General features: G+C 63.3%; 18 protein-coding genes and 1 tRNA gene. 14 read left to right on the top strand and 5 right to left on the bottom strand.

The window, feature by feature from the left end; translation table 11 throughout:
- Window positions 1-469: 469 nt before the first annotated feature.
- On the top strand, window positions 470-1,522 hold the full coding sequence (locus NKI41_RS08715; RefSeq protein ID WP_352612903.1) for a threonine aldolase family protein: 1,053 nt from the start codon (window positions 470-472) through the stop codon (window positions 1,520-1,522).
- Window positions 1,523-1,612: 90 nt separating this feature from the next.
- Here NKI41_RS08715 and NKI41_RS08710 read toward each other — a convergent pair whose 3' ends face one another.
- Entirely contained in the window at window positions 1,613-2,077 is a 465-nt protein-coding gene (locus NKI41_RS08710) for an Hsp20 family protein (protein ID WP_023675381.1), read from the bottom strand.
- A gap of 476 nt (window positions 2,078-2,553) precedes the next feature.
- Here NKI41_RS08710 and NKI41_RS08705 point away from each other — a divergent pair, with 476 nt between their 5' ends.
- Both NKI41_RS08705 and NKI41_RS08700 read left to right on the top strand, forming a co-directional pair.
- Window positions 2,554-3,528, top strand: a complete 975-nt coding sequence (locus NKI41_RS08705; RefSeq protein ID WP_352682508.1) for an alpha/beta fold hydrolase — start codon at window positions 2,554-2,556, stop codon at window positions 3,526-3,528.
- Window positions 3,529-3,666: 138 nt separating this feature from the next.
- Window positions 3,667-4,125, top strand: coding sequence for a styrene oxide isomerase (locus tag NKI41_RS08700; protein WP_352682506.1), 459 nt, complete (start codon window positions 3,667-3,669; stop codon window positions 4,123-4,125).
- Window positions 4,126-4,269: 144 nt separating this feature from the next.
- On the opposite strand, the gene hisN is transcribed toward NKI41_RS08700, so the two are convergent.
- On the bottom strand, window positions 4,270-5,043 hold the full coding sequence (gene hisN, locus NKI41_RS08695) for a histidinol-phosphatase (RefSeq protein WP_352682504.1): 774 nt from the start codon (window positions 5,041-5,043) through the stop codon (window positions 4,270-4,272).
- A 328-nt stretch (window positions 5,044-5,371) separates the two neighbouring features.
- Window positions 5,372-6,313: an N-formylglutamate amidohydrolase gene (locus tag NKI41_RS08690; protein WP_352682502.1), complete on the bottom strand. Its 942-nt coding sequence runs from the start codon at window positions 6,311-6,313 to the stop codon at window positions 5,372-5,374.
- 153 nt (window positions 6,314-6,466) lie between these two features.
- On the opposite strand from NKI41_RS08690, the gene cpdR reads away from it, so the two are divergent.
- Window positions 6,467-6,829 carry a cell cycle two-component system response regulator CpdR gene (gene cpdR / locus NKI41_RS08685; protein ID WP_006199474.1) on the top strand — a complete coding sequence of 121 codons (363 nt, stop codon included), beginning with the start codon at window positions 6,467-6,469 and terminating at the stop codon, window positions 6,827-6,829.
- A gap of 104 nt (window positions 6,830-6,933) precedes the next feature.
- Window positions 6,934-7,008, top strand: a tRNA-Val gene (locus tag NKI41_RS08680).
- A gap of 66 nt (window positions 7,009-7,074) precedes the next feature.
- On the opposite strand, the gene fcl is transcribed toward NKI41_RS08680, so the two are convergent.
- Entirely contained in the window at window positions 7,075-8,037 is a 963-nt protein-coding gene (gene fcl / locus NKI41_RS08675; protein WP_352682500.1) for a GDP-L-fucose synthase, read from the bottom strand.
- Window positions 8,038-8,199: 162 nt separating this feature from the next.
- Window positions 8,200-9,354 carry a dihydrodipicolinate synthase family protein gene (locus NKI41_RS08670; protein WP_352682498.1) on the bottom strand — a complete coding sequence of 385 codons (1,155 nt, stop codon included), beginning with the start codon at window positions 9,352-9,354 and terminating at the stop codon, window positions 8,200-8,202.
- Between the two features lie 243 nt (window positions 9,355-9,597).
- Between NKI41_RS08670 and NKI41_RS08665 the strand changes: the two genes are divergently transcribed.
- The 9 genes from NKI41_RS08665 to NKI41_RS08625 all read left to right on the top strand — a co-directional run bounded on the left by NKI41_RS08665 (window position 9,598) and on the right by NKI41_RS08625 (window position 20,037).
- Window positions 9,598-10,653 carry a LacI family DNA-binding transcriptional regulator gene (locus NKI41_RS08665; protein ID WP_352620362.1) on the top strand — a complete coding sequence of 352 codons (1,056 nt, stop codon included), beginning with the start codon at window positions 9,598-9,600 and terminating at the stop codon, window positions 10,651-10,653.
- Window positions 10,650-11,666 carry a Gfo/Idh/MocA family protein gene (locus NKI41_RS08660; RefSeq protein WP_352539366.1) on the top strand — a complete coding sequence of 339 codons (1,017 nt, stop codon included), beginning with the start codon at window positions 10,650-10,652 and terminating at the stop codon, window positions 11,664-11,666. Before NKI41_RS08665 ends, NKI41_RS08660 begins: the two co-directional genes overlap by 4 nt.
- Window positions 11,663-13,264 carry an acyl CoA:acetate/3-ketoacid CoA transferase gene (locus tag NKI41_RS08655; protein WP_352682496.1) on the top strand — a complete coding sequence of 534 codons (1,602 nt, stop codon included), beginning with the start codon at window positions 11,663-11,665 and terminating at the stop codon, window positions 13,262-13,264. Before NKI41_RS08660 ends, NKI41_RS08655 begins: the two co-directional genes overlap by 4 nt.
- The gene (locus tag NKI41_RS08650; protein ID WP_352469513.1) at window positions 13,257-14,033 is read left to right on the top strand and encodes an enoyl-CoA hydratase/isomerase family protein; all 777 of its coding nucleotides are present in this window, start codon (window positions 13,257-13,259) and stop codon (window positions 14,031-14,033) included. The genes NKI41_RS08655 and NKI41_RS08650 overlap by 8 nt, the downstream gene beginning before the upstream one ends.
- A 14-nt stretch (window positions 14,034-14,047) precedes the next feature.
- Window positions 14,048-15,559, top strand: coding sequence for an aldehyde dehydrogenase family protein (locus NKI41_RS08645; RefSeq protein WP_352682494.1), 1,512 nt, complete (start codon window positions 14,048-14,050; stop codon window positions 15,557-15,559).
- A 59-nt stretch (window positions 15,560-15,618) separates the two neighbouring features.
- Window positions 15,619-16,872 (top strand): ABC transporter substrate-binding protein, encoded by a 1,254-nt coding sequence (locus NKI41_RS08640; RefSeq protein ID WP_031194023.1) that lies wholly within the window; start codon window positions 15,619-15,621, stop codon window positions 16,870-16,872.
- A gap of 144 nt (window positions 16,873-17,016) precedes the next feature.
- The gene (locus NKI41_RS08635; protein ID WP_352469510.1) at window positions 17,017-17,976 is read left to right on the top strand and encodes a carbohydrate ABC transporter permease; all 960 of its coding nucleotides are present in this window, start codon (window positions 17,017-17,019) and stop codon (window positions 17,974-17,976) included.
- Window positions 17,973-18,917 (top strand): carbohydrate ABC transporter permease, encoded by a 945-nt coding sequence (locus NKI41_RS08630; protein ID WP_023675367.1) that lies wholly within the window; start codon window positions 17,973-17,975, stop codon window positions 18,915-18,917. Before NKI41_RS08635 ends, NKI41_RS08630 begins: the two co-directional genes overlap by 4 nt.
- A gap of 4 nt (window positions 18,918-18,921) precedes the next feature.
- A complete protein-coding gene (locus NKI41_RS08625; protein WP_023675366.1) occupies window positions 18,922-20,037 on the top strand; it encodes an ABC transporter ATP-binding protein in 1,116 nt (371 codons plus the stop codon).
- Window positions 20,038-20,039 lie beyond the last annotated feature (2 nt).

Here is a 20,039-nt window from a genome sequence, read left to right as displayed (position 1 = left end):
GTCCTCCGTTCCGTCCCCTTCGGGCGCTGGTTTCCGTCGGGAAGCGCGTGGCTCCCCTTTCAATCTGCGGCACGTCTTGCGAAATTCTTGCCGACCGTGCGGCTTTCCGCATGGTTCGCATATGGTATTCGTACAGGCCGGAGCCAGACTGTCTAGCTGTCGCTCGCGGCAATGGCCGCAGAGGCGCAATCATATGCCAATGCGGCCAGTTTTGTGCGACAAAATAAGACAGCACTACTGTCCTAAATTTTTATGACAGAAATTTTGGATGCACACAAGACCGATTCAAAAAATTCTTGAAGCTTTCGCGACAGAAAATTGCGCGGAACGCAGTGTCAGCGTAACCTTCAGTCGCTGCATCTACGCTCATGCGTTTCGCTGGCTTTAGCGGATTTTCGGTATCTGCCACTTGCGGCCGGCATGCGAAAGCGGCCAAGCTCGCACCGATTTCCCCAGCATAGGCAGACGCATGATTTTCGCTTCCGACAATTGGGCAGGCGCCCATCCCCGTATCGCTGCCGGCCTGTCGGCCCATGCCGACGGCTTCTCCACCGCCTATGGCGACGGCGTCCTCGACAAGGCAGTTTACCGGCGCTTCAATGAGATCTTCGAATGCGAAGTCGCGGTGTTTTTCGTCGCCACCGGCACCGCTGCCAATTCGCTGTCGCTGACTACCTATAACAAGCCAGGCGGCATTTCCTTCTGCCATCGCGAATCGCACATCATCGAGGACGAATGCGGTGCACCGGAATATTTCACCGGCGGTTCGCGGCTTTGTACAGTCGAAGGCGCACTCGGCAGGATCGATGCCGGCAATCTGGAACGGGCGGTGGACCGTTTCGCACCCGAAAACGTCCATTCCGGGCGGCCGGTTGCCGTTTCGATCACCCAGTCGACCGAAGTCGGCACCGTCTACACACTGAACGAAATCGCCAGGATTTCGGCGATCGCAAAGCAGCATGGACTGCCGCTGCACATGGATGGGGCCCGCTTTGCCAATGCGCTCGTCGCGCTGGAAACGACGCCGGCCGAAATGACCTGGAAGCATGGCGTTGACATCCTCTCCTTCGGCGGCACCAAGAATGGCTGTTGGTGCGCCGAGGCGATCGTGCTGTTCGACCTCGAGCGAGCCAAGGAATTGGCCTTTTTGCGTAAGCGCGCGGCCCAGCTGTTCTCGAAATCGCGCTTCATCGCCGCGCAATTCGATGCTTATTTCAGGGGTGGGCTGTGGCTCGACACAGCACGGCACGCCAATGCGATGGCGGCACGGCTTGCCGCGGCGATAGAAGATTCCCCTTCGGCCCGGCTGGCCTGGCTGCCGCAGGCGAACGAGGTCTTCGCAGTCATGAAAAAGGCCGAGGCCGAAAGAATGCAAGCGGCAGGGGCGGCCTTCCACGACTGGCACAGGCCGCTCGGCTACGACGGCTACATTGGCGAAGACGAAGCGCTCTATCGGTTTGTCACCAGCTTCGCGACCACGCCCGACGAGGTCGACCGTTTCGGCTACCTGCTCGCCGGATAGCAAGCCTTGCCCACCAGCAAAAAGAGCGGCGCATTGCTGCACCGCCCTTTCTTCCCGGGGAGTTGGCGTCCCGGAGTTTAGCTGCCTGGCTTAGGCGGCAGTCTTGGCCTCGATCTGCTTGGCCTTGGCCGGAGCCGAGGTGATCGCGATCTTGCGCGGCTTCAGCTCTTCGGGGATGTTGCGCTTGAGGTCGACGAAGAGCAGGCCGTTCTTCAGCGCGGCGCCGACAACCTCGACGTGATCGGCAAGCTGGAAGCGGCGCTCGAAGGCTCGGCTGGCGATACCGCGATAGAGCAGTTCGGAGCCTTCGCCATTGCCTTCCTCCTTGCGCTCACCCTTGACGGTCAGCACATTGCGGTGAGCTTCGATCGAAATCTCATCTTCCGAGAAGCCGGCCACAGCCATCGAGATGCGATAGGCATCCTCGCCCGTGCGCTCGATGTTGTAAGGCGGATACGTCTGGCCTTCCGGCTGCGCAAGCGAATCGAGCATGGTGAACAACCGGTCAAAACCGACGGTCGAACGGTAGAGCGGGGAAAAATCAACGTGACGCATAGTGTGTTCTCCTGTTGAGCAACAAGGTTGCGTATGGCCGGTGCGAAACCCGTGACGGCGTTCCGGATGGGCCAGCGGCCCCGACATTGGCGACCGCATGCCAAATTTGGGAAGCCGGCGACGGCATTTCAAGATTTTCCCGCGTCCGAACGGGACCGGTCCCCGGCCCACGTCCCGATGCCGATGAACGGCAGATGAACCGTGGCTTCGGCGAGCGTTCAGCCGGGCGGCACTAAAACTGTTCTCGAGATCACGAACAGGTCGCCGGAAAAGGCGACACGACGAGGCCGAACCGGGTGTAACGTCCCTTCCTCCCGGTCGACAGAGGCCGGAAGCACGCCAAGGCTGCTTCCGGCCTTACTTGTTCGCTGCCTGGCGGTCGACCTCCCCGGCGTCCCGAATTCCTTTGCTTTTGGCGCATGGGCGTTTATGCCTGACTTGCGCCCACGCCGGCACCGACACCAACCAAAAACCGCATGACCGATCTTCTCCACCAGCCCCCTCTCTTCCAGGAAACTCCGGGCAATCCGCTGCCGGAAAACGCGGCCGGCGGCTTCTTCACCACGCGCGACGGCAAGAAGATCCGCTATGGGCTGTTTGCCGCGGTTGCCCGCCCGATGAAGGGCACCGTCGTCGTCCTGACCGGCCGCAACGAGTGCATCGAGAAGTATTTCGAGACCATTCGCAACCTTGCCGACCGGGGCTTTGGCGTGGCAACCCTCGACTGGCGCGGACAGGGCGCTTCCGACCGGCTGATCGGCGACCGACAGCGCGGCTTCGTCCGGAGCTTCTTCGATTACACCGGCGATCTGGAGCAGTTCTTCGAGGAGATCGTGCTGCCCGATTGCCGAGGACCCTACTACATACTGGCCCACTCGGCCGGCGCGGTGATTGCGCTGCTCGCCGCGCCCTCGATGGCGAACCGCGTGCGCCGCATGGTGCTGATCGCACCGTTCTTCACCGTGCCGGACCTGCCGGTTTCGGTAAAAACCGTCCGCCGCCTCTGTTCGCTGTTCTGCCTTCTCGGCCTTGGCCGGCTCTATGCCGCATGGGGGCCGCGGCCCAAGGAATCGGTGCCCTTCGCCATAAACAAGCTGACCAGCGACCCGGAACGCTATCGGCGCAACACGCTGATCTACGAAACCTATCCGCAGCTGGCGCTCGGCGGACCGACGATCCGCTGGCTGAAGGCGGCCACCGAGGCATCCTTGATCGTCAGCGACCCGGATTTCATGGCCAAGATCCAGGTGCCCTTGCTGATTATCGCCGCCGGCGCCGACCAGGTCGTCTCGACCAGGGCAGTCGAAGCCTATGCGAGACGTCTGCGCGTCGGCTCGCTAGTGATGATCGACGGCGCCCGCCATGAGATTCTCCAGGAAGCCGACCTCTATCGCGAGCAGTTGCTTGCGGCATTCGATGCCTTCATCCCCGGAACCGGCGACTCTGTTTGACCGCTTCGCCGGCGCCCGCCAACAAAGCCCGCACGGGTCGCTTGTCCGACGCAGCGTGCCCCCTTATTCCCGTTAAGGCATCGAGCGCTAGGTTGCTGCCAAAGAGAATGGAGGCCATTCGCCGGGAGAAAAACGACCATGAACGCATCGAATACGCTGTCACGTCAGGGGCATCGGCTACTGCAGATTGGCGTCGCGCTGCTGCTGTTTTCGTCATTCGAAGGGTTTGCAATACCGTATCTCGCCGCACCGCGGCTCGGACTGTCCGCGCACACGCTCAGCGCCCTGGAGGGCGTTCTCTTGCTGGGTCTAGGCCTCACATGGTCTAGGCTCAATCTCGGCGCGGCGACGTCGCGGATTGCTTTCTGGCTGCTGATCTATTCGGCTTTGGCGATCCTGGCCGCCTACGTGATCGCCAGCGCCTGGGCGGCCGGCAACGAGACTATGCCGTTGGCGGCCGGAGCCTTCCACGGAAGTGCCTTTCAGGAAGCTGTGATCAAAGGTGTGGCGTATTCGTCCGCGCCGACCGGCCTCATCTCTTTCGTGCTCATTTTGTGGGGCCTGCGTCTCTCGGACGCTTGGCCTGCCGACAGCTAATGCATGTCGCGCAGCGGTTTTGCGATAACATGCATAAAACAAGCGCGTCACATGAGTTCACTCAAACGCGACGCGATTTGCTTTAGGACCGTACCGCGGTTCCGTCGGATTTGCGCAAAACAGACGCGTGGGTGCACCGGATGCTCAGCCGCGCAGCGCCGCCATCGCGGCTGCGTGCAGCTCCGGTGTCGCCGCCGCCAGGATGTCGCCGCCGTTTTCCGCCGGGCCGCCTTCGAAGGTGGTGACAACGCCGCCTGCCTTCTCGATGATCGGGATCAGCGCGACGATGTCGTACGGTTTCAATCCGGGATCGGCAACGATATCGACGCTGCCCGCCGCCACCATCGCGAAGGCATAGCAGTCGGTGCCGTAACGGGCGAGCTGGACCTGTTGCTCGAACAGGTCGTAGCGCAGGCGCGCGTCTCCCTTGAACAGCGCCGGCGTGGTGGTGAACAGCGTCGCCTCGGCGAGATTCGTCGTCTTGCGCGTAGCGAGTTTTCGGGGGCCACCGGGACCTTCATAATGCGAGCCGGAGGCATTGGCGTAGAACAACTCGCCGGTGAAGGGCTGCGACATCATGCCGGCGACGGCATCGCCGTCGACCGTCAGCCCGACCAGCGTGCCCCATACCGGCAGGCCGGAAATGAAGGCGCGCGTTCCATCGATCGGATCGATCACCCAGACATGCCGGCTGGAGATGTTTTCGCTGCCATGTTCCTCGCCGAGAATGCCGTGATCGGGGTATTGCGCTGATATCAGCGCCCGGATGGCGCGCTCGGCCTCGCGGTCGGCCTCGGTGACCGGGTCGAAGCTGCCGCGCTCCTTGTTGGTGACCGCGCCCTGGCTGCGGAAGCGCGGCAAGGTCTCGGCTGCGGCGGCACGCGCAATGCGCCGCATGAACTCGATGTTGATGTCCAACTGATTCTCCCGCTCCAGCATGTTTGGAGATACCCGTTTGCCTACGGATTTATGCCGAAACAAGGGCGTTCGGAGCCTTTCGCATGGTGCCAACTGTTGCTCGAATGCAACGCCGCCGTCATGGAAATGCAGTTTCCACTTCACAGTGAATTAAAAAAGCCGGAACGCGCCTTGACATTTGTGCAGCGCACAATACGTTTGTTCTCGGACAGGGGTTCCTGTCCATGCCCTCCTTGGGCGTTTCCTCCCTAGACTTCGACCGTGTCGTGCAAACGATGCGGTCTTTTTTTACGCTGCCGCATGAGCGGCGAGTACCGCGATTCCGCGGCTATTCGGCGGCCAGCGGCAGATCCATGAAATTGTGATCGGGCATCGCCATCAGTTCGGCCGAAAACCGCGCCAGATCGTCGGCCAGGGCGTCGAAACCAGCCGATTTCTGGAACGTCCGCTCATTCATGTAGAGCCCGCGATTGACCTCGATCTGCAGCGCATGCAGATGGCGCACGGGGCGGCCATAGTGCTCGGTAATGAAGCCTCCGGCATAAGGCTTGTTGTGGGCGACGCTGTAGCCCATGCCGGTGAGCAGGCCGATCGCCGTCTCGGTCAACGCCGCCGCGGCGGAAATGCCAAAGCGGTCGCCGACGATGAAGTCCGGCCGCAATCCGCTGTCGCCGACCCTTATGCTTGCCGGCATCGAGTGGCAGTCAATCAGCACGGCGTAGCCGAAGCGCGCATGGGTTCTGGTCAAAAGCCGTTTCAGCGTCTCGTGATAGGGCTTGTAGACCGCTTCGATGCGCGCCACAGCTTCCGCCAGCGGCAAGCGGCCGGAATAGATGTCGAGCCCCTCGCCGACCAGCTTGGGCACGGTGCCGAGCCCGCCGGCCACCCGCGCCGAGCGGATGTTGCAGAATGACGGCACCGGTTCGGCGAACATGCGCGGGTCGAGTTCCCACGGCTCCCGATTGACGTCGAGATAGGCGCGCGGGAAGTTTGCCGCCAGCATCGGCGCCCCGAGCGCGACGGCGCCGCCGAACAATTCCTCGACATAGCAGTCCTCAGAGCGGCGGATGGCGTTGCGGTCCAGCTTGGCCATAGCCATGAACCGGTCCGGATAGTAGCGGCCGCTATGCGGCGAGTTGAAGAGGAAGGGAACGCGCTGTTCGGCGCCCGATCGGATTTCGAAGGGTGGAACGACCGAAAAATCCTCGGCTGCCGTTTTCAATTTGGACGAACCCGGGAATACCAATGCATCATGATGGGAAAGTGCCACCTCGCCGCCCGCATGTCCAGCCGCCGAAGCGCCAGCCAAATCAGGATTGTGCGGCCAACGTTCACTTGATGTTTACCGTCACCTCCTCATATACAGCATGGTTAACGGGCTTGCCGCACGGCATTGTCGGTTGGGTGATTCGGACGGGACAACATGGCACGCATTCTGCTGGCGGAAGACGACGACGACATGCGCCGGTTCCTCGTCAAGGCGCTGGAGCGCGCCGGTTATCAGGTCAGCGATTTCGACAATGGCGCCAGCGCCTATGAGCGGCTGCGCGAGGAACCTTTTTCGCTGCTTTTGACCGACATCGTCATGCCCGAGATGGATGGCATCGAGCTCGCCCGACGCGCCACGGAGATCGATCCCGACCTCAAGGTGATGTTCATCACCGGCTTCGCCGCCGTCGCGCTGAACCCTGATTCCAAGGCGCCGAAAGACGCCAAGGTGCTATCGAAGCCGTTCCACCTGCGCGACCTCGTCAACGAGGTCGAAAAGATGCTGCAGGCCGCCTGACGCGCTTTTTGTCGCGTCTTGACCGACGCCGCAAGCCAGGCGTTCTTTCCCTTTTCCCGCTATTGACGTGCCGAACCAAAAATGGTGTATGCGCGGCTTCGGATGGGCGTGTAGCTCAGCGGGAGAGCACTGCATTGACATTGCAGGGGTCACAGGTTCAATCCCTGTCACGCCCACCATCCAAATAATCCCTCAATTGGCCGTCGGTATTTTTCGTCGACTGAGGTTCCCGGCCAATACCGGCCTCAGGCCGCACCGAGGCGCAGATCGCCGGTCTCGACGTGCTCCAGAAACCAGGCATAGGTCTGTTCCAACCCGCTGCGCAGCGAGTAGCGCGGGCGCCAGCCGGTGGCGAACAGACGCGACACGTCCATCAGCTTGCGCGGCGTGCCGTCCGGCTTCGTCGCATCGAATGTTATTGCGGCATCGGCGCCAGCGACCGACACGATGGTGCGGGCAAGATCGGCAATGGTGATGTCTTCCCCCGAGCCGACATTGATGTGGCTGTCGCCCGAATAATTCTTCAGCAACCAGACCAGCGCGTCGGCGGCGTCGTCGACATGCAGGAATTCGCGCATCGGCGTGCCCGATCCCCACACCTCCAGGCTCTTGCGGCCGGCGCGCCTGGCCTCGTGCGCCTTGCGCATCAGAGCGGGCACGACATGGCTGGAATTGAGGTCGAAATTGTCGCCCGGACCGTAGAGATTGGTCGGCATCGCCGAGATGTAGTCGACGCCGTACTGGCGCCGATAGGCCTGGCACAGTTTCAGCCCGGCGATCTTGGCGATCGCATACCATTCGTTGGTGGGTTCGAGCGGCCCGGTCAGCAAGGCGTCCTCGGAGATCGGCTGCGCCGCGAATTTGGGATAGATGCAGGATGAACCGAGAAACAGCAGCTTCTGCACCTCGTTGCGGAAGGCGCTGTCGATGACATTGTTCTGCATGACGAGATTGTCCTGCAGGAAATCGACGGGAAGCCTGTTGTTGGCCAGGATACCGCCGACCTTGGCCGCCGCCATCACCACTGCATCCGGCTTGCGGTCGGCCATCCAGCGCCGCACGCCGGCCTGGTCGAGAAGATCGAGCTCGGCGCGCGAGGCGGTCATAACCTCGCAATCCTCGTCGGCCAATCGGCGCAAGATGGCCGAGCCGACCATGCCGCGATGTCCGGCCACGAAAACGCGCTTGCCCTGAAGGTCGAAGGTCATCAGCTTACCCCAATGCAGAACGGCAGCTATGCCAGTTGGCCGGCGGAGCGCCGGATCGGCTTCTCTGTTGCCGGACGCATACCGCATACAGATTTGCCCAGACAAGGCAAATCGCAAAGCCACCCGAAGCAACCTTTGGATCGGACGCTGTAGCGCTCGCGATCAGACGCCCGCTACCGTGCAGAGGCTTGTCATTCTGGCAATGGCAAGCTCGGGGTCGGCCAGCAACCCTGCCTGGTCGGCAAGGCGAAAGACATCGGCATAGTGACGGATGCCGCGCGCCGATTGCATGCCGCCGACCATCGAAAAATGCTCCTGATGGCCGTTCAGCCATGCCATGAAGACGATGCCGGCCTTGTAGTATTCGGTCGGCGCCTCGAAGATCTTGCGCGACAGCGGCACTGTCGGAGCCATCAGCGCGTCGTAGCCCGCGCGGTCGCCGTCGGCCAGCTTTGCCAGCGCCGCATTGGCGACCGGCGCGATGGCATCGAAAATGCCGAGCAGCGCGTGCGAATGTCTGTCGCCGTCGCCGGCGATCAGCTCGGGGTAATTGAAATCGTCGCCGGTGAACATCAGCACGCCCTCGGGCAGCCGATCCCTGAGCGCAATCTCCTTGCCGGCATCGAGCAGCGATATCTTTATGCCTTCGACCTTGCCGGCATGGCGTTCGATGATCGCGACCACCGTCTCCAGCGCAGTTTCGAAGTCGCTGCTGCCCCAGTAGCCTTTCAGCGCCGGGTCGAACATGTCGCCCAGCCAGTGCAGGATGACCTTGCCGGAGGCCTGGGACAGGATGCGGTCGTAGACGCCGATATAGTCGTCGGGGCCTTTGGCGACCGCCGCCAGCGCCCGGCTGGCCATCATGATCGCCTTGCCGCCAAGCCCTTCGATGAAGCCGAGCTGTTCTTCATAGGCCGCGATGACATCATCTAGCCTGCTGGCCCCCCCCGGCGCCAGATGGTCGGTGCCGGCGCCCGACGCAAGATCGGCGCCTTCGACGCTGCGCGCCTCGGCGATCGAGCGGCGGATCAATTCCTTGGCATTCGCCCAGTCGAAACCCATGCCGCGCTGAGAGGTGTCCATCGCTTCGGCGACACGGAAGCCAAGCCGCCAGAGGTGACGGCGAAACGCCATCGTCTTGTCCCAGTCGACCGCGGGCCTCGACCACGGATCCGTCATGGCGAGGGGATCGGCAACGACATGGGCGGCGGCGTAGGCGATGCGCGAGAAGCGAGCGCCGGCCACAGGCTGCACCGGCTGGCCGACAAGCCGGTAGCGGACACGGCCGGCGCCTTCCCCGGGCAAGGTGATGTCCATGGCTCTCTCCCCTACCAATGCCTATTAAATGGAACGTTCCAACAAATCAAGAATATTTTGCCCCCTGCCTCGTGCAGCGAAAATTGCTGCATCGCAGCAGCCAAAAGCCCTGCTTGCCAGAGGATTGCGCCACCGAGCCGCATTTTTCCCGGCTTCGCAAAAACGCGATTGACTCAAATGCACCGCATGGATTAGATCGTTCCAATAAAATCGCACAAGAAACCACCGGGAGGACAGATCTGGATGGCCAGCCGGGCCAAGGCAACGATACTCGACATCGCCCGTGAGGCGGGCGTGTCCAAATCGACGGTATCGCTGGTGCTGCAAGGCAGCGGGCTGATCCGGCCCGAAACCGCGCTCAAGGTGCGCAAGGCGATCGAGGACGTCGGCTATGTCTACAACCGCGGCGCCGCCAATCTGCGCAAGGCCCATTCCAACGTCATCGGCATGGTCATCAACGATCTCACCAATCCGTTTTTCGCCGAGCTCGCGGTCGGCATGGAGCGCGTCTTCCAGTCGGCCGGCGTCGTGCCTTTCATCGCCAATACGGCTGAAAACCCGGTGCGCCAGGAAGAGGTTCTGAAATCGCTGATGGAGCAGGGTGTCGCCGGGCTCGTCGTGTCGCCGGCGCGCGGCACCACGCCTGGCGCGTTCCGTCGCCTTGAGACCGCAGGCGTTCCGGTCGTCTTCGTCATGCGCCGGCTTCCCGAAAGCCGTATCCCGGTGATCACGCCCGACAATCATCGCGGCGCCTATCTTGCCACCGCCCATCTGATCGGCAAGGGCCATCGCCGGCTGGCCTTCTTCGGCGGCTCGTCCGACCTTGTCGTCTATCACGAGCGCCTGGGCGGCTTTCGCGCGGCCTGTGAAGCGCTCGGCATCGAACCGGCCGACAGGCTGGTCTTCGAGGGCGAAACCAGCCGCAAGGGCGGTATTGCCTGCCTGGAAACCGCACTTGCCATGGCCGCGCCGCCGACCGCGGCCCTTTGCTTCAACGATGCGGTCGCCTTCGGCGTCTTGCTGGCGCTGCGCAAGCGCGGCCTGGAACCCGGCGCGGACTTTGCCGTCGTCGGCTTCGACGACGTCGCCGAGGCCGAGCACTATATGCCGGCGCTGACCAGCGTCGCGGTGAACACCGCCGGCCTCGGCGAGCGCGCCGCCCATGTCGTGCTGAAGATGATCCAATCGCGCACCACGCGCGCCGAGGATCATATCGGCGCCGTCAACCTCGTGGTCAGGGAAAGCTGCGGCCCCGATCGCAAGGAGCATGGCTGCGCAGGAATGGGAGACGCGGCATGACCGTCAGTTGGGGGCTGATCGGCGCCAGCACGATCGCAAGACAGTTCATGATCGGCGCCATCCGCGCGCAGCCGGACGGCGAGATCGCCGCGGTGATGAGCTCCAGCCCGGAGCGGGCTACCGCCTATGCTCTGGAAAACCGCATTCCGGCGGCGGTCGCGACGATTGATGAATTGCTCGGCTCCGACATCGACGCCGTCTACATCTCGACCACCAACGAATTGCATCTCGAACAGGCACTCGCCGCCATCGAGGCGGGAAAGCATGTGCTTTGCGAAAAACCACTGGCGCTGACCAGCGCCGACGCGCGCAAGATGGTCGCGGCGGCCAGGGCCGCCGGCGTCGTGCTCGGCACCAATCACCACCTGCGCAATGCCGGCTCGCATCGGGCGATGCGCGAAGCGATCGCTGCCGGCCGCATCGGCAGGCCGATCGCCGCGCGCGTGTTCCACTCCGTCTATCTGCCGGAAAACCTGCAGGGCTGGCGCATCACCAGGCCGGACGCCGGCGGCGGCGTGGTGCTCGACATCACCGTCCACGATGCCGACACGCTGCGCTTCGTGCTCGGCGACGATCCCGTCGAGATCTCGGCATTCACGCAGTCGGCCGGCATGGCCGCCGGCGGGCTGGAAGACGGCGCCATGTGCCTCTGGCGCTTCGGATCGGGGATCATTGCCCAATCGCATGAGGGCTTCACCACCAAATTCGCCGGCACCGGCTTCGAGGTGCATGGCAGCGAAGGCTCGCTGATCGCCAAGGACGTGATGACGCAGAAGCCGCTCGGCTCTGTGTTGCTTCGCACGGCACAAGACGAAGAGGAATTGAGCTTCGACCGCGAAGACCTCTATGCCCGTTCGCTGCGCCAATACCACGCGGCGATCCGCGGCGAGGGCCAGCCTTCCGCCACCGGCGAGGACGGCGTCTGGTCGCTGACATCAGCCGAAGCGGCATTGCAGTCGGCCAGGTCCGGCAAGGCCGTTGCCATCGACCCGAAGCTCGGGAGCGCAGCGTGAGCAAACTCGTTTCCGCGGCTGAGGCTGCCGGCCTGATCAAAGATGGCGTGGTCGTTTCCGTGTCGTCGTCGAGCGGCCTCGGCTGCCCGGATGCGGTGCTTGCCGCGATCGGCGAGCGCTTCGACGCCGAAGGCCATCCTAGGGACATCACGACGCTGCACCCGATCGCCGCCGGTGACATGTACGGCATCAAGGGCATCGACCATCTAGCCAAGCCCGGCCTGTTGAAGCGCACGTTGTGCGGCTCCTATCCATCCGGGCCGTCATCTTCCGAACCGCCGCAGATCTGGAAGATGATCGGCGACAATATGGTCGCCGCCTACAACGTGCCGTCCGGCATCCTGTTCGACATGCACCGCGAAGCCGCCGCCAAGCGTCCCGGCGTGCTGACCAAGATCGGGCTCGATACCTTTGCCGACCCGCGCCATCAGGGTTGCGCCATGAACGCGGCCGCCAGCGAGCCGATCGTTTCGGTGCAGCAGTTCGATGGCGAGGAGTGGCTCTATTTCCGCTCGATCGTACCTCAGGTCGCGATCATTCGCGCCACCACGGCCGACGAGCGCGGCAACCTTACCTATGAGCATGAGGGTGCCTATCTCGGCGGCCTCGAACAGGCGCTGGCCGCCCGCAACAATGGCGGCATCGTCATCGCGCAGGTCAAGCGCATCGTCGAGAACGGCACGCTGAAGCCGCACGATGTGCGCGTGCCCGGCGTGCTGGTCGACCATATCGTGGTGGCGCCCGACCAGTTGCAGACGACGCTGACGCCCTATGATCCTGCCATCTCCGGCGAGATCTTCCGGCCGCTGTCGAGCTTTCGCAACGCCGAGATGAACGTCCAGAAGGTCATTGCGCGCCGCGTCGCCATGGAGCTTGCCGACGGCATGGCGGTCAATATCGGCTTCGGCATCTCGGCCAATGTGCCGCGCATCCTGCTCGAGGAAGGCCAGCACGGCAAGGTCACCTGGGTCATCGAACAGGGCGCGGTCGGCGGCGTGCCGCTGCTCGATTTCAAGTTCGGCTGCTCGTCGAACGCCGATGCCTTCATGCCTTCGCCGCACCAGTTCATCTATTTCCAGGCCGGCGGCTTCGACGCCTCGCTGCTGTCCTTCCTGCAGATCGACCGGCACGGCTCGGTCAATGTCTCGAAGCTTTCGGCGCGGCCCCATGTCACCGCCGGCGCCGGCGGCTTCGTCGACATCACCGCGCGGGCGAAGAAGATCGTCTTTTCCGGTTTCTTCAATGCCGGCGCCAAGTTGTCGCTTGCCGGTGGCGGCATCCGCATCGACCAGGAGGGCAAGGTCAAGAAGGTCGTCGGCGAGGTCGAGCATATCTCCTTCTCGGGCAAGCGTGCCGTCGCGCAGGGACAGGATATCACCTATGTCACCGAGCGCTGCGTGATGAAGCTGACGCCTGCGGGGCTGATGGTGACCGAGTTGGCGCCGGGCATCGACCTCGAGCGCGATGTGCTGGCGCAGGCCGAGATCCCGCTCGCCGTCGCCAACGACCTGAAAGTGACGCCGGATGCGCTCTACCGGGACCGGCCGATCGGCCTGTCGCTCAATGGCGGCGCATCGCTTGGAGGCGCACATGGCTGAGCGTCTGGTAATCTTTGAAACCGACGGCCCCATCGGCATTGTCACACTGCGCCGGCCGGAGAAATTCAACGCGCTCGATATTCCGATGCTGCGGGCGCTGGAAGCGGCACTCGACGAGGCCGAGACAGCAACCGGCGTCCGCGTCGTGCTGATCTGCGGCGAAGGCAAGGGCTTTTGCGCCGGCGGCGATGTCGAGGCTTGGGCGGAAATGAGCGCCGCCGATTTCCAGGTGCAATGGGTGCGCTACGGCCATCGCGTCTTCGACCGGCTGGCGCGGCTGCGGCAGCCGACCATCGCCGTGCTTGCCGGCCATGCGCTGGGCGGCGGGCTGGAACTGGCGGCCGCTGCAGACTTCCGCGTGGCGGAAACACAGGTGAAGCTGGGGTTCCCCGAAACCTCGATCGGCGTCGTTCCCGGCTGGTCCGGCACCCAGCGCGCCGTGCGCCGCTTCGGCGCGCAGGCAGTGCGGCGGATGGCGCTCGGCGGCGAAGTGTTTCTGGCTACCGAGGCTCTTGCTCTGGGGATTGTCGACCGGGTGGTCGAGACCGGTAAGGCGTTCGCTGAAGCCAAGGCCTGGGCCGGCAAGATCGCCGAGCGCGGCCCGCTCGCGACCGAAGCCGCCAAGCTGATGATTGCCATCGCGGAGGGCGAAGAGAGTGCTGCCGCGACCGAAGCGCTGGCCAGCGGCTTCATCGCGCTGACAAGCGATCTCAGGACCGGCGTCGATGCTTTCAACGCCAAGCAGAAACCGGCGTTCTCAAGATCTTAGGACCTGAAACGCACATGAACGCACCTCTCAACATCGCCATGCCCGCCGAGGCAGCCGCAGCGCCGAAAAGCTACCGGCTGCTGATCGGCGGCAGGTTCGTCGACGCCCAGGACGGCCGCACGCTGGAGCGCAGCAGCCCTGGCCACGGCTTCACCGTCTCGCGCTATGCACAAGCCGGCGCGGCGGACGTGGAGGCTGCGGTACAGGCCGCGCACAGGGCCTTCGAGACCGGCCCGTGGCCGCGCATGAAGGCCGCCGAGCGCGCCGCGATCCTGCTCAAGGCTGCTGACCTGATCGAGGCGCGGCTGGACGAGATTGCCCGGCTCGACGCACTGGAATCCGGCAAGCCGATTGCGCAGGCGCGCGGCGAGATCGGCGGCGCCGTCGATATCTGGCGTTATGCCGCGGCACTTGCCCGCACGCTTCACGGCGAAAGCTACGCCAATCTCGGCGATGCCATGCTCGGCGTCGTGTTGCGCGAACCGATCGGCGTCGTCTCCATCATCACGCCGTGGAATTTCCCGTTCCTTATCGTCAGCCAGAAGCTGCCCTTCGCGCTCGCCGCCGGCTGCACGGCGGTGGTCAAGCCGAGCGAGATGACCTCGGCCTCGACCTTTGTGCTCGGCGAGATCCTGATGCAGGCCGGCCTGCCGGATGGCGTCGTCAACATCCTTGCCGGGTTGGGCGCCGATGTCGGCGCACCGATGGTCAGCCATCCGCTGGTCGAGATGGTGTCGTTCACCGGCTCCACCCGCGTCGGCAAGATGACCATGGCGTCTGCCGCCAACTCGCTGAAGAAAGTCGCGATGGAGCTCGGCGGCAAGAACGGCCAGATCGTCTTTCCCGATGCCGACCTCGAGGCCGCCGCCGACGCAGCGGTGTTCGGCGGCTTTTTCAATGCCGGCGAATGCTGCAATGCCGGCAGCCGGCTGATCGTCCATGAGGCGATCGCCGACGAGTTCCTCGGCGCCGTCAATGCCCTCACCGCCAAGGTGGTTGTCGGCGACCCGCTCGACGACCGCACCAAGGTCGGCGCGATGATCTCCGCCGACCATATGGCCAAGGTCACCGGCTACGTGACGGCAGCGGAAAACGGCGGCGGCCGGATCTGTAGCGGCGGCAATCAGCTTGCTTCGAGCGCCGGCCAGTATCTTGATCCGACCATCGTTCGCGATGTCACCGAAGACATGGCCATTGCACGCGAGGAAGTGTTCGGTCCGGTGCTCTCGGTGCTGACTTTTGAATCGATTGAAAGGGCGTTGCACATCGCCAACAACACGCCCTATGGTCTGTCGGCGGGCGTGTGGAGCGCCAGCATCGATACCTGCATGTCGGTGGCGCGGAATGTGCGTTCGGGAACCGTTTGGGTGAACACGTTCATGGAGGGTTACCCCGAGCTGCCTTTCGGCGGCTACAAGCAGTCCGGTCTCGGACGCGAACTCGGCAAGCGCGCCGTCGAGGATTATACCGAGGAAAAGACAATCCAGTTTCATCGCGGCCAGCGCACCGGATGGTGGGTCGGCTGAGTTGGGAAGAACCCGGCGGGCATCCGCCGGTCGTGTAAGTTCAACAAGGGAGGAAGTACATGTTGCGCAAACTGCTTATCGGGACGGCTCTCGCATCGGGCGTTGCGTTCGCGGCCCATGCCGAGGACGTCAAGGAAGTCCAGATGCTGCATTGGTGGACGTCGGGCGGCGAAGCTGCCGCTCTGAACGTGCTCAAGCAGGATCTGGCCAAGGAAGGCTTTGCCTGGAAGGACGTGCCGGTGGCCGGCGGCGGCGGCGACGCTGCCATGACCGCGCTGAAGGCGATGGTGGCAGCGGGCAACTACCCGACCGCCTCGCAGATGCTTGGCTATACCGTGCTCGATTACGCCGCAGCCGGCGTTATGGGCGACCTGACCGAGACGGCGATAAAGGAAGGCTGGGACAAGTCCGTTCCCGCGGCCCTGCAGAAATTCTCCGTCTATGACGGCAAGTGGGTCGCGGCTCCGGTCAATGTCCACTCGGTCAACTGGCTATGGATCAACAAGGCGGTGATGGACAAGATCGGCGGCACCGAGCCCAAGACCTTCGACGACTTCATTGCGTTGCTGGACAAAGCCAAGGCGGCGGGCGTCATCCCGCTCGCGCTGGGCGGCCAGAACTGGCAGGAAGCGACAATGTTCGACTCAGTCGTGCTGTCGACCGGCGGGCCTGAGTTCTACAAGAAGGCCTTCAACGACCTCGACGAGGAGTCGCTGAAGTCCGACACGATGAAGAAGTCGTTCGACAATCTCGCCAAGCTCGTCACCTATGTCGACCCGAACTTCTCGGGCCGGGACTGGAACCTCGCCACCGCCATGGTCATCAAGGGCGATGCGCTGGTGCAGGTGATGGGTGACTGGGCCAAGGGCGAATTCAACGCCGCCAAGAAGGTCCCGGGCACCGACTTCCTGTGCTACCGCTTCCCGGGCACCGACGGCAGCGTCGTCTACAACTCCGACATGTTCGGCATGTTCAACGTTCCGGAGGACCGCAAGGCCGCCCAGATCGCCCTGGCCACCGCCACGCTGTCGAAGAGCTTCCAGTCGGCCTTCAACGTCGTCAAGGGCTCTGTCCCGGCCCGCACCGACGTGCCGGACACCGACTTCGACGCTTGCGGCAAGAAGGGCATGGCCGACCTGAAGGCCGCCAATGAAGGCGGCACGCTGTTCGGTTCGCTGGCGCAGGGCTATGGCGCGCCTCCCGCGGTTGCCAACGCCTACAAGGATGTCGTCTCGAAATTCGTGCACGGCCAGATCAAGACCTCGGACGAGGCCGTGACCCAACTGGTCAGCGCGATCGAAGACGCCAAGTAAGGCACCCGCCCATGTGAATGATCTCCCCGGCGCAAGCCGGGGAGATCCCCTGCGGCGAGGTTTTGCGGTTGCGCCGACCGGCACGCTTTCGTGCCGCAGAGCCCGAGACAGCAGAATTCCGGACCCGCCATACGGAATGGACAGATGAGCACAGTTGCTGAAACCAGTATCACGCTGACGCCGGAGCACGATGCCCGTCCGGGCGCCACGGTGCGCTCGCGCCTTCAGAATGCGCTGCCGAAGCTCGTGCTGGCGCCGAGCTTCGCCGCCACAATCGTCTTCGTCTACGGCTTCATCCTGTGGACGATCTATCTGTCCTTCACCAATTCCAAGACCTTTCCCTCCTATGCGATCACCGGGCCACGCGCCTATCAGCGGCTATGGCGCTGGACTTTCGAAAGCGATCCGCCGTCCTCCTGGTACACGTCGATCACCAATATGGGGATTTTCGGCTTCCTCTACATTTCCATCTGCCTGGCGCTCGGCCTGTTCCTGGCGATCCTGCTCGACCAGAAGATCCGCGGCGAAGGTGTGCTGCGGCCGATCTACCTCTACCCGATGGCACTGTCGTTCATCGTCACCGGCGTTGCCTGGAAATGGTTTCTGGACCCCGGCCTCGGCCTCGAGCAGACACTGCACCAATGGGGCTGGACGAGCTTCCATTTCGACTGGATCAAGAACAAGGATTTCGTCATCTACACGGTGGTCATCGCCGGCGTCTGGCAGGCGTCGGGCTTCATCATGGCGATGTTCCTGGCCGGCCTGCGCGGCATCGACGGCGAGATCCTGAAGGCGGCGCAGATCGACGGCGCCACCACCTTCCAGCTCTACCGTCGCATCGTCATCCCGCTGCTGCGGCCGATCTTCCTGTCCGCCTTGATCGTCCTCGCGCATCTCGCCATCAAATCCTACGATCTGGTGGTCGCGCTGACCAGCGGCGGGCCGGGCGGTTCGGCCTGGCTGCCGTCCAACTTCATGTATGAGTACACCTTCAAGCGCAACGAGATGGCCGTCGGCTCGGCCAGCGCCGTGATCATGCTGATGACCATCACCGCGATCATCGTTCCCTATCTCTATTCCGAGCTTCGGGAGAAGCCGCGATGAGCGCCGTGGCCACTCCTGCTCGCCAGAGCACTGGCGGTATCAGCGCCAGGACGGTCAACCGTATTGTCATCTACGGGCTGCTGGCGCTGTTCGCGCTGTTCTATCTGATGCCGCTGTTCGTCATGCTTGTGACCTCGTTCAAGACCATGGACGAAATCCAGAACGGCAACATGCTGGCGCTGCCGCAGGAGCCGACCTTCGCACCTTGGATAAGGGCGTGGAGCGAGGTTTGCTCGGGTCTCACCTGCGTCGGCATGAAGGGTTATTTCTGGAACTCGATCAAGATGGTGGTTCCGGCCGTCATCATCTCGACCCTGCTCGGCGCGCTCAACGGCTATGTGCTGACGAAGTGGCGCTTTCGCGGGGCGACGCTGGTGTTCGGGCTGATGCTGTTTGCCTGCTTCATTCCGTTCCAGTCCGTCCTCTTGCCGATGGCAACGATCCTCGGCAGCCTCGGCCGGTTCGGCGTCAAGCTGCAGAACGCGACCGGCCTCACCTTCGGCTTCGGCAATCCGACCGTGAACCTGGTGTTCGTTCACGTCGTCTACGGCATCGGCTTCACCACCCTGTTCTTCCGCAATTATTACGAAGCGTTTCCGAACGAGCTGGTGAAGGCGGCGCAGATCGACGGCGCCAGCTTCTTCCAGATCTTCCGGCGCATAATGCTGCCCAACTCGCTGCCGATCATCGTGGTGACGGTGATCTACCAGTTCACCAACATCTGGAACGACTTCCTCTTCGCTTCCGCCTATGCCGGCTCAGGCGACGTGATGCCGATGACGGTGGCGCTGAACAATGTCGTCAACACCTCGACCGGCGTCGTCGAATACAACGTCAACATGGCGGCGGCGATGATCGCCGCGCTGCCGACGCTCCTCGTCTACGTGCTCGCCGGCCGCTATTTCGTGCGCGGCCTGATGGCCGGCGCCGTCAAAGGATAATCGCATGGCTTTTCTGGAAATTGACGGGCTGAAGAAGCGTTTCGGAGCGGTCGAGATCCTGAAAGGCATCGACCTCGACCTGGAAAAGGGCGGCTTCCTCGTGCTGGTCGGGCCTTCCGGTTGCGGCAAGTCCACGCTGCTCAACACTATTGCCGGCCTGGAAACCATCACCGAAGGGGAAATCCGCGTCGACGGACGCACGATCAACGATCTCCACCCCTCCAAGCGCGACATCGCCATGGTCTTCCAGAGCTACGCGCTCTATCCGAACATGACGGTTGCCGGCAATATCGCCTTCGGCATGGAGATGCGCGGCGTGCCGGCCGGCGAGCGCCAGAAGGCGATCGACAAGGTGGCGAAGGTCCTGCAGATCGGCCATTTGCTGAAGCGCAAGCCAAGCCAGCTCTCCGGCGGCCAGCGCCAGCGCGTCGCCATGGGCCGGGCGCTGGTGCGCGATCCAAAGCTGTTCCTGTTCGACGAGCCTTTGTCCAATCTCGACGCCAAGCTGCGTGTCGACATGCGCATCGAGATCAAGCGCCTGCACGCCACCACCGGCACCACCATCGTCTACGTCACCCACGACCAGATCGAGGCGATGACGCTGGCCACCAAGATCGCGGTGATGCGCGACGGCGAGGTGCAGCAGTTCGGCACGCCAGCCGAAATCTATAACAATCCGGTCAACCTGTTTGTTGCCGACTTCATGGGCTCGCCGGCGATGAACCTGATCCCGGCGACGATCGGCAGCAACGGCAGCGGCTTCTCCGTCGTCATGGAGCGCGAGGCGCGCCAGCCGATCTCGCTGCCGCTGGGCAATGCGCCGGCCGGCCTGTCGGCATTCCAGGGAAAACCGATCATTTTCGGCGTCCGCCCGGAAGCACTGACCGATCCCGAGGGTGCCGAACGCAACGCCTCGAACATCGCCCGCGCCGACTGTCACATCGAGGTCATCGAGCCGGCCGGCTCGGATACGTTCGCGGTCACCAATCTCGGCGGCAAGGCGGTGGTGGCGCGGCTGCGCGCCGATGCCAAAATCCAGCCCGGCACGGTCACGCCGCTCGCCTTCAACCTGACCAAGGCGGTGTTCTTCGATCCGGCGACCGAGAAACGCATCGTCTAACG

Origin of the sequence: Mesorhizobium sp. M0601, assembly GCF_040320845.1 — a bacterium.
GTDB lineage: Bacteria > Pseudomonadota > Alphaproteobacteria > Rhizobiales > Rhizobiaceae > Mesorhizobium.
The sequence above is the reverse complement of the archived record's forward strand: the minus strand, read 5'-3'. Positions and strand labels throughout refer to the sequence as shown.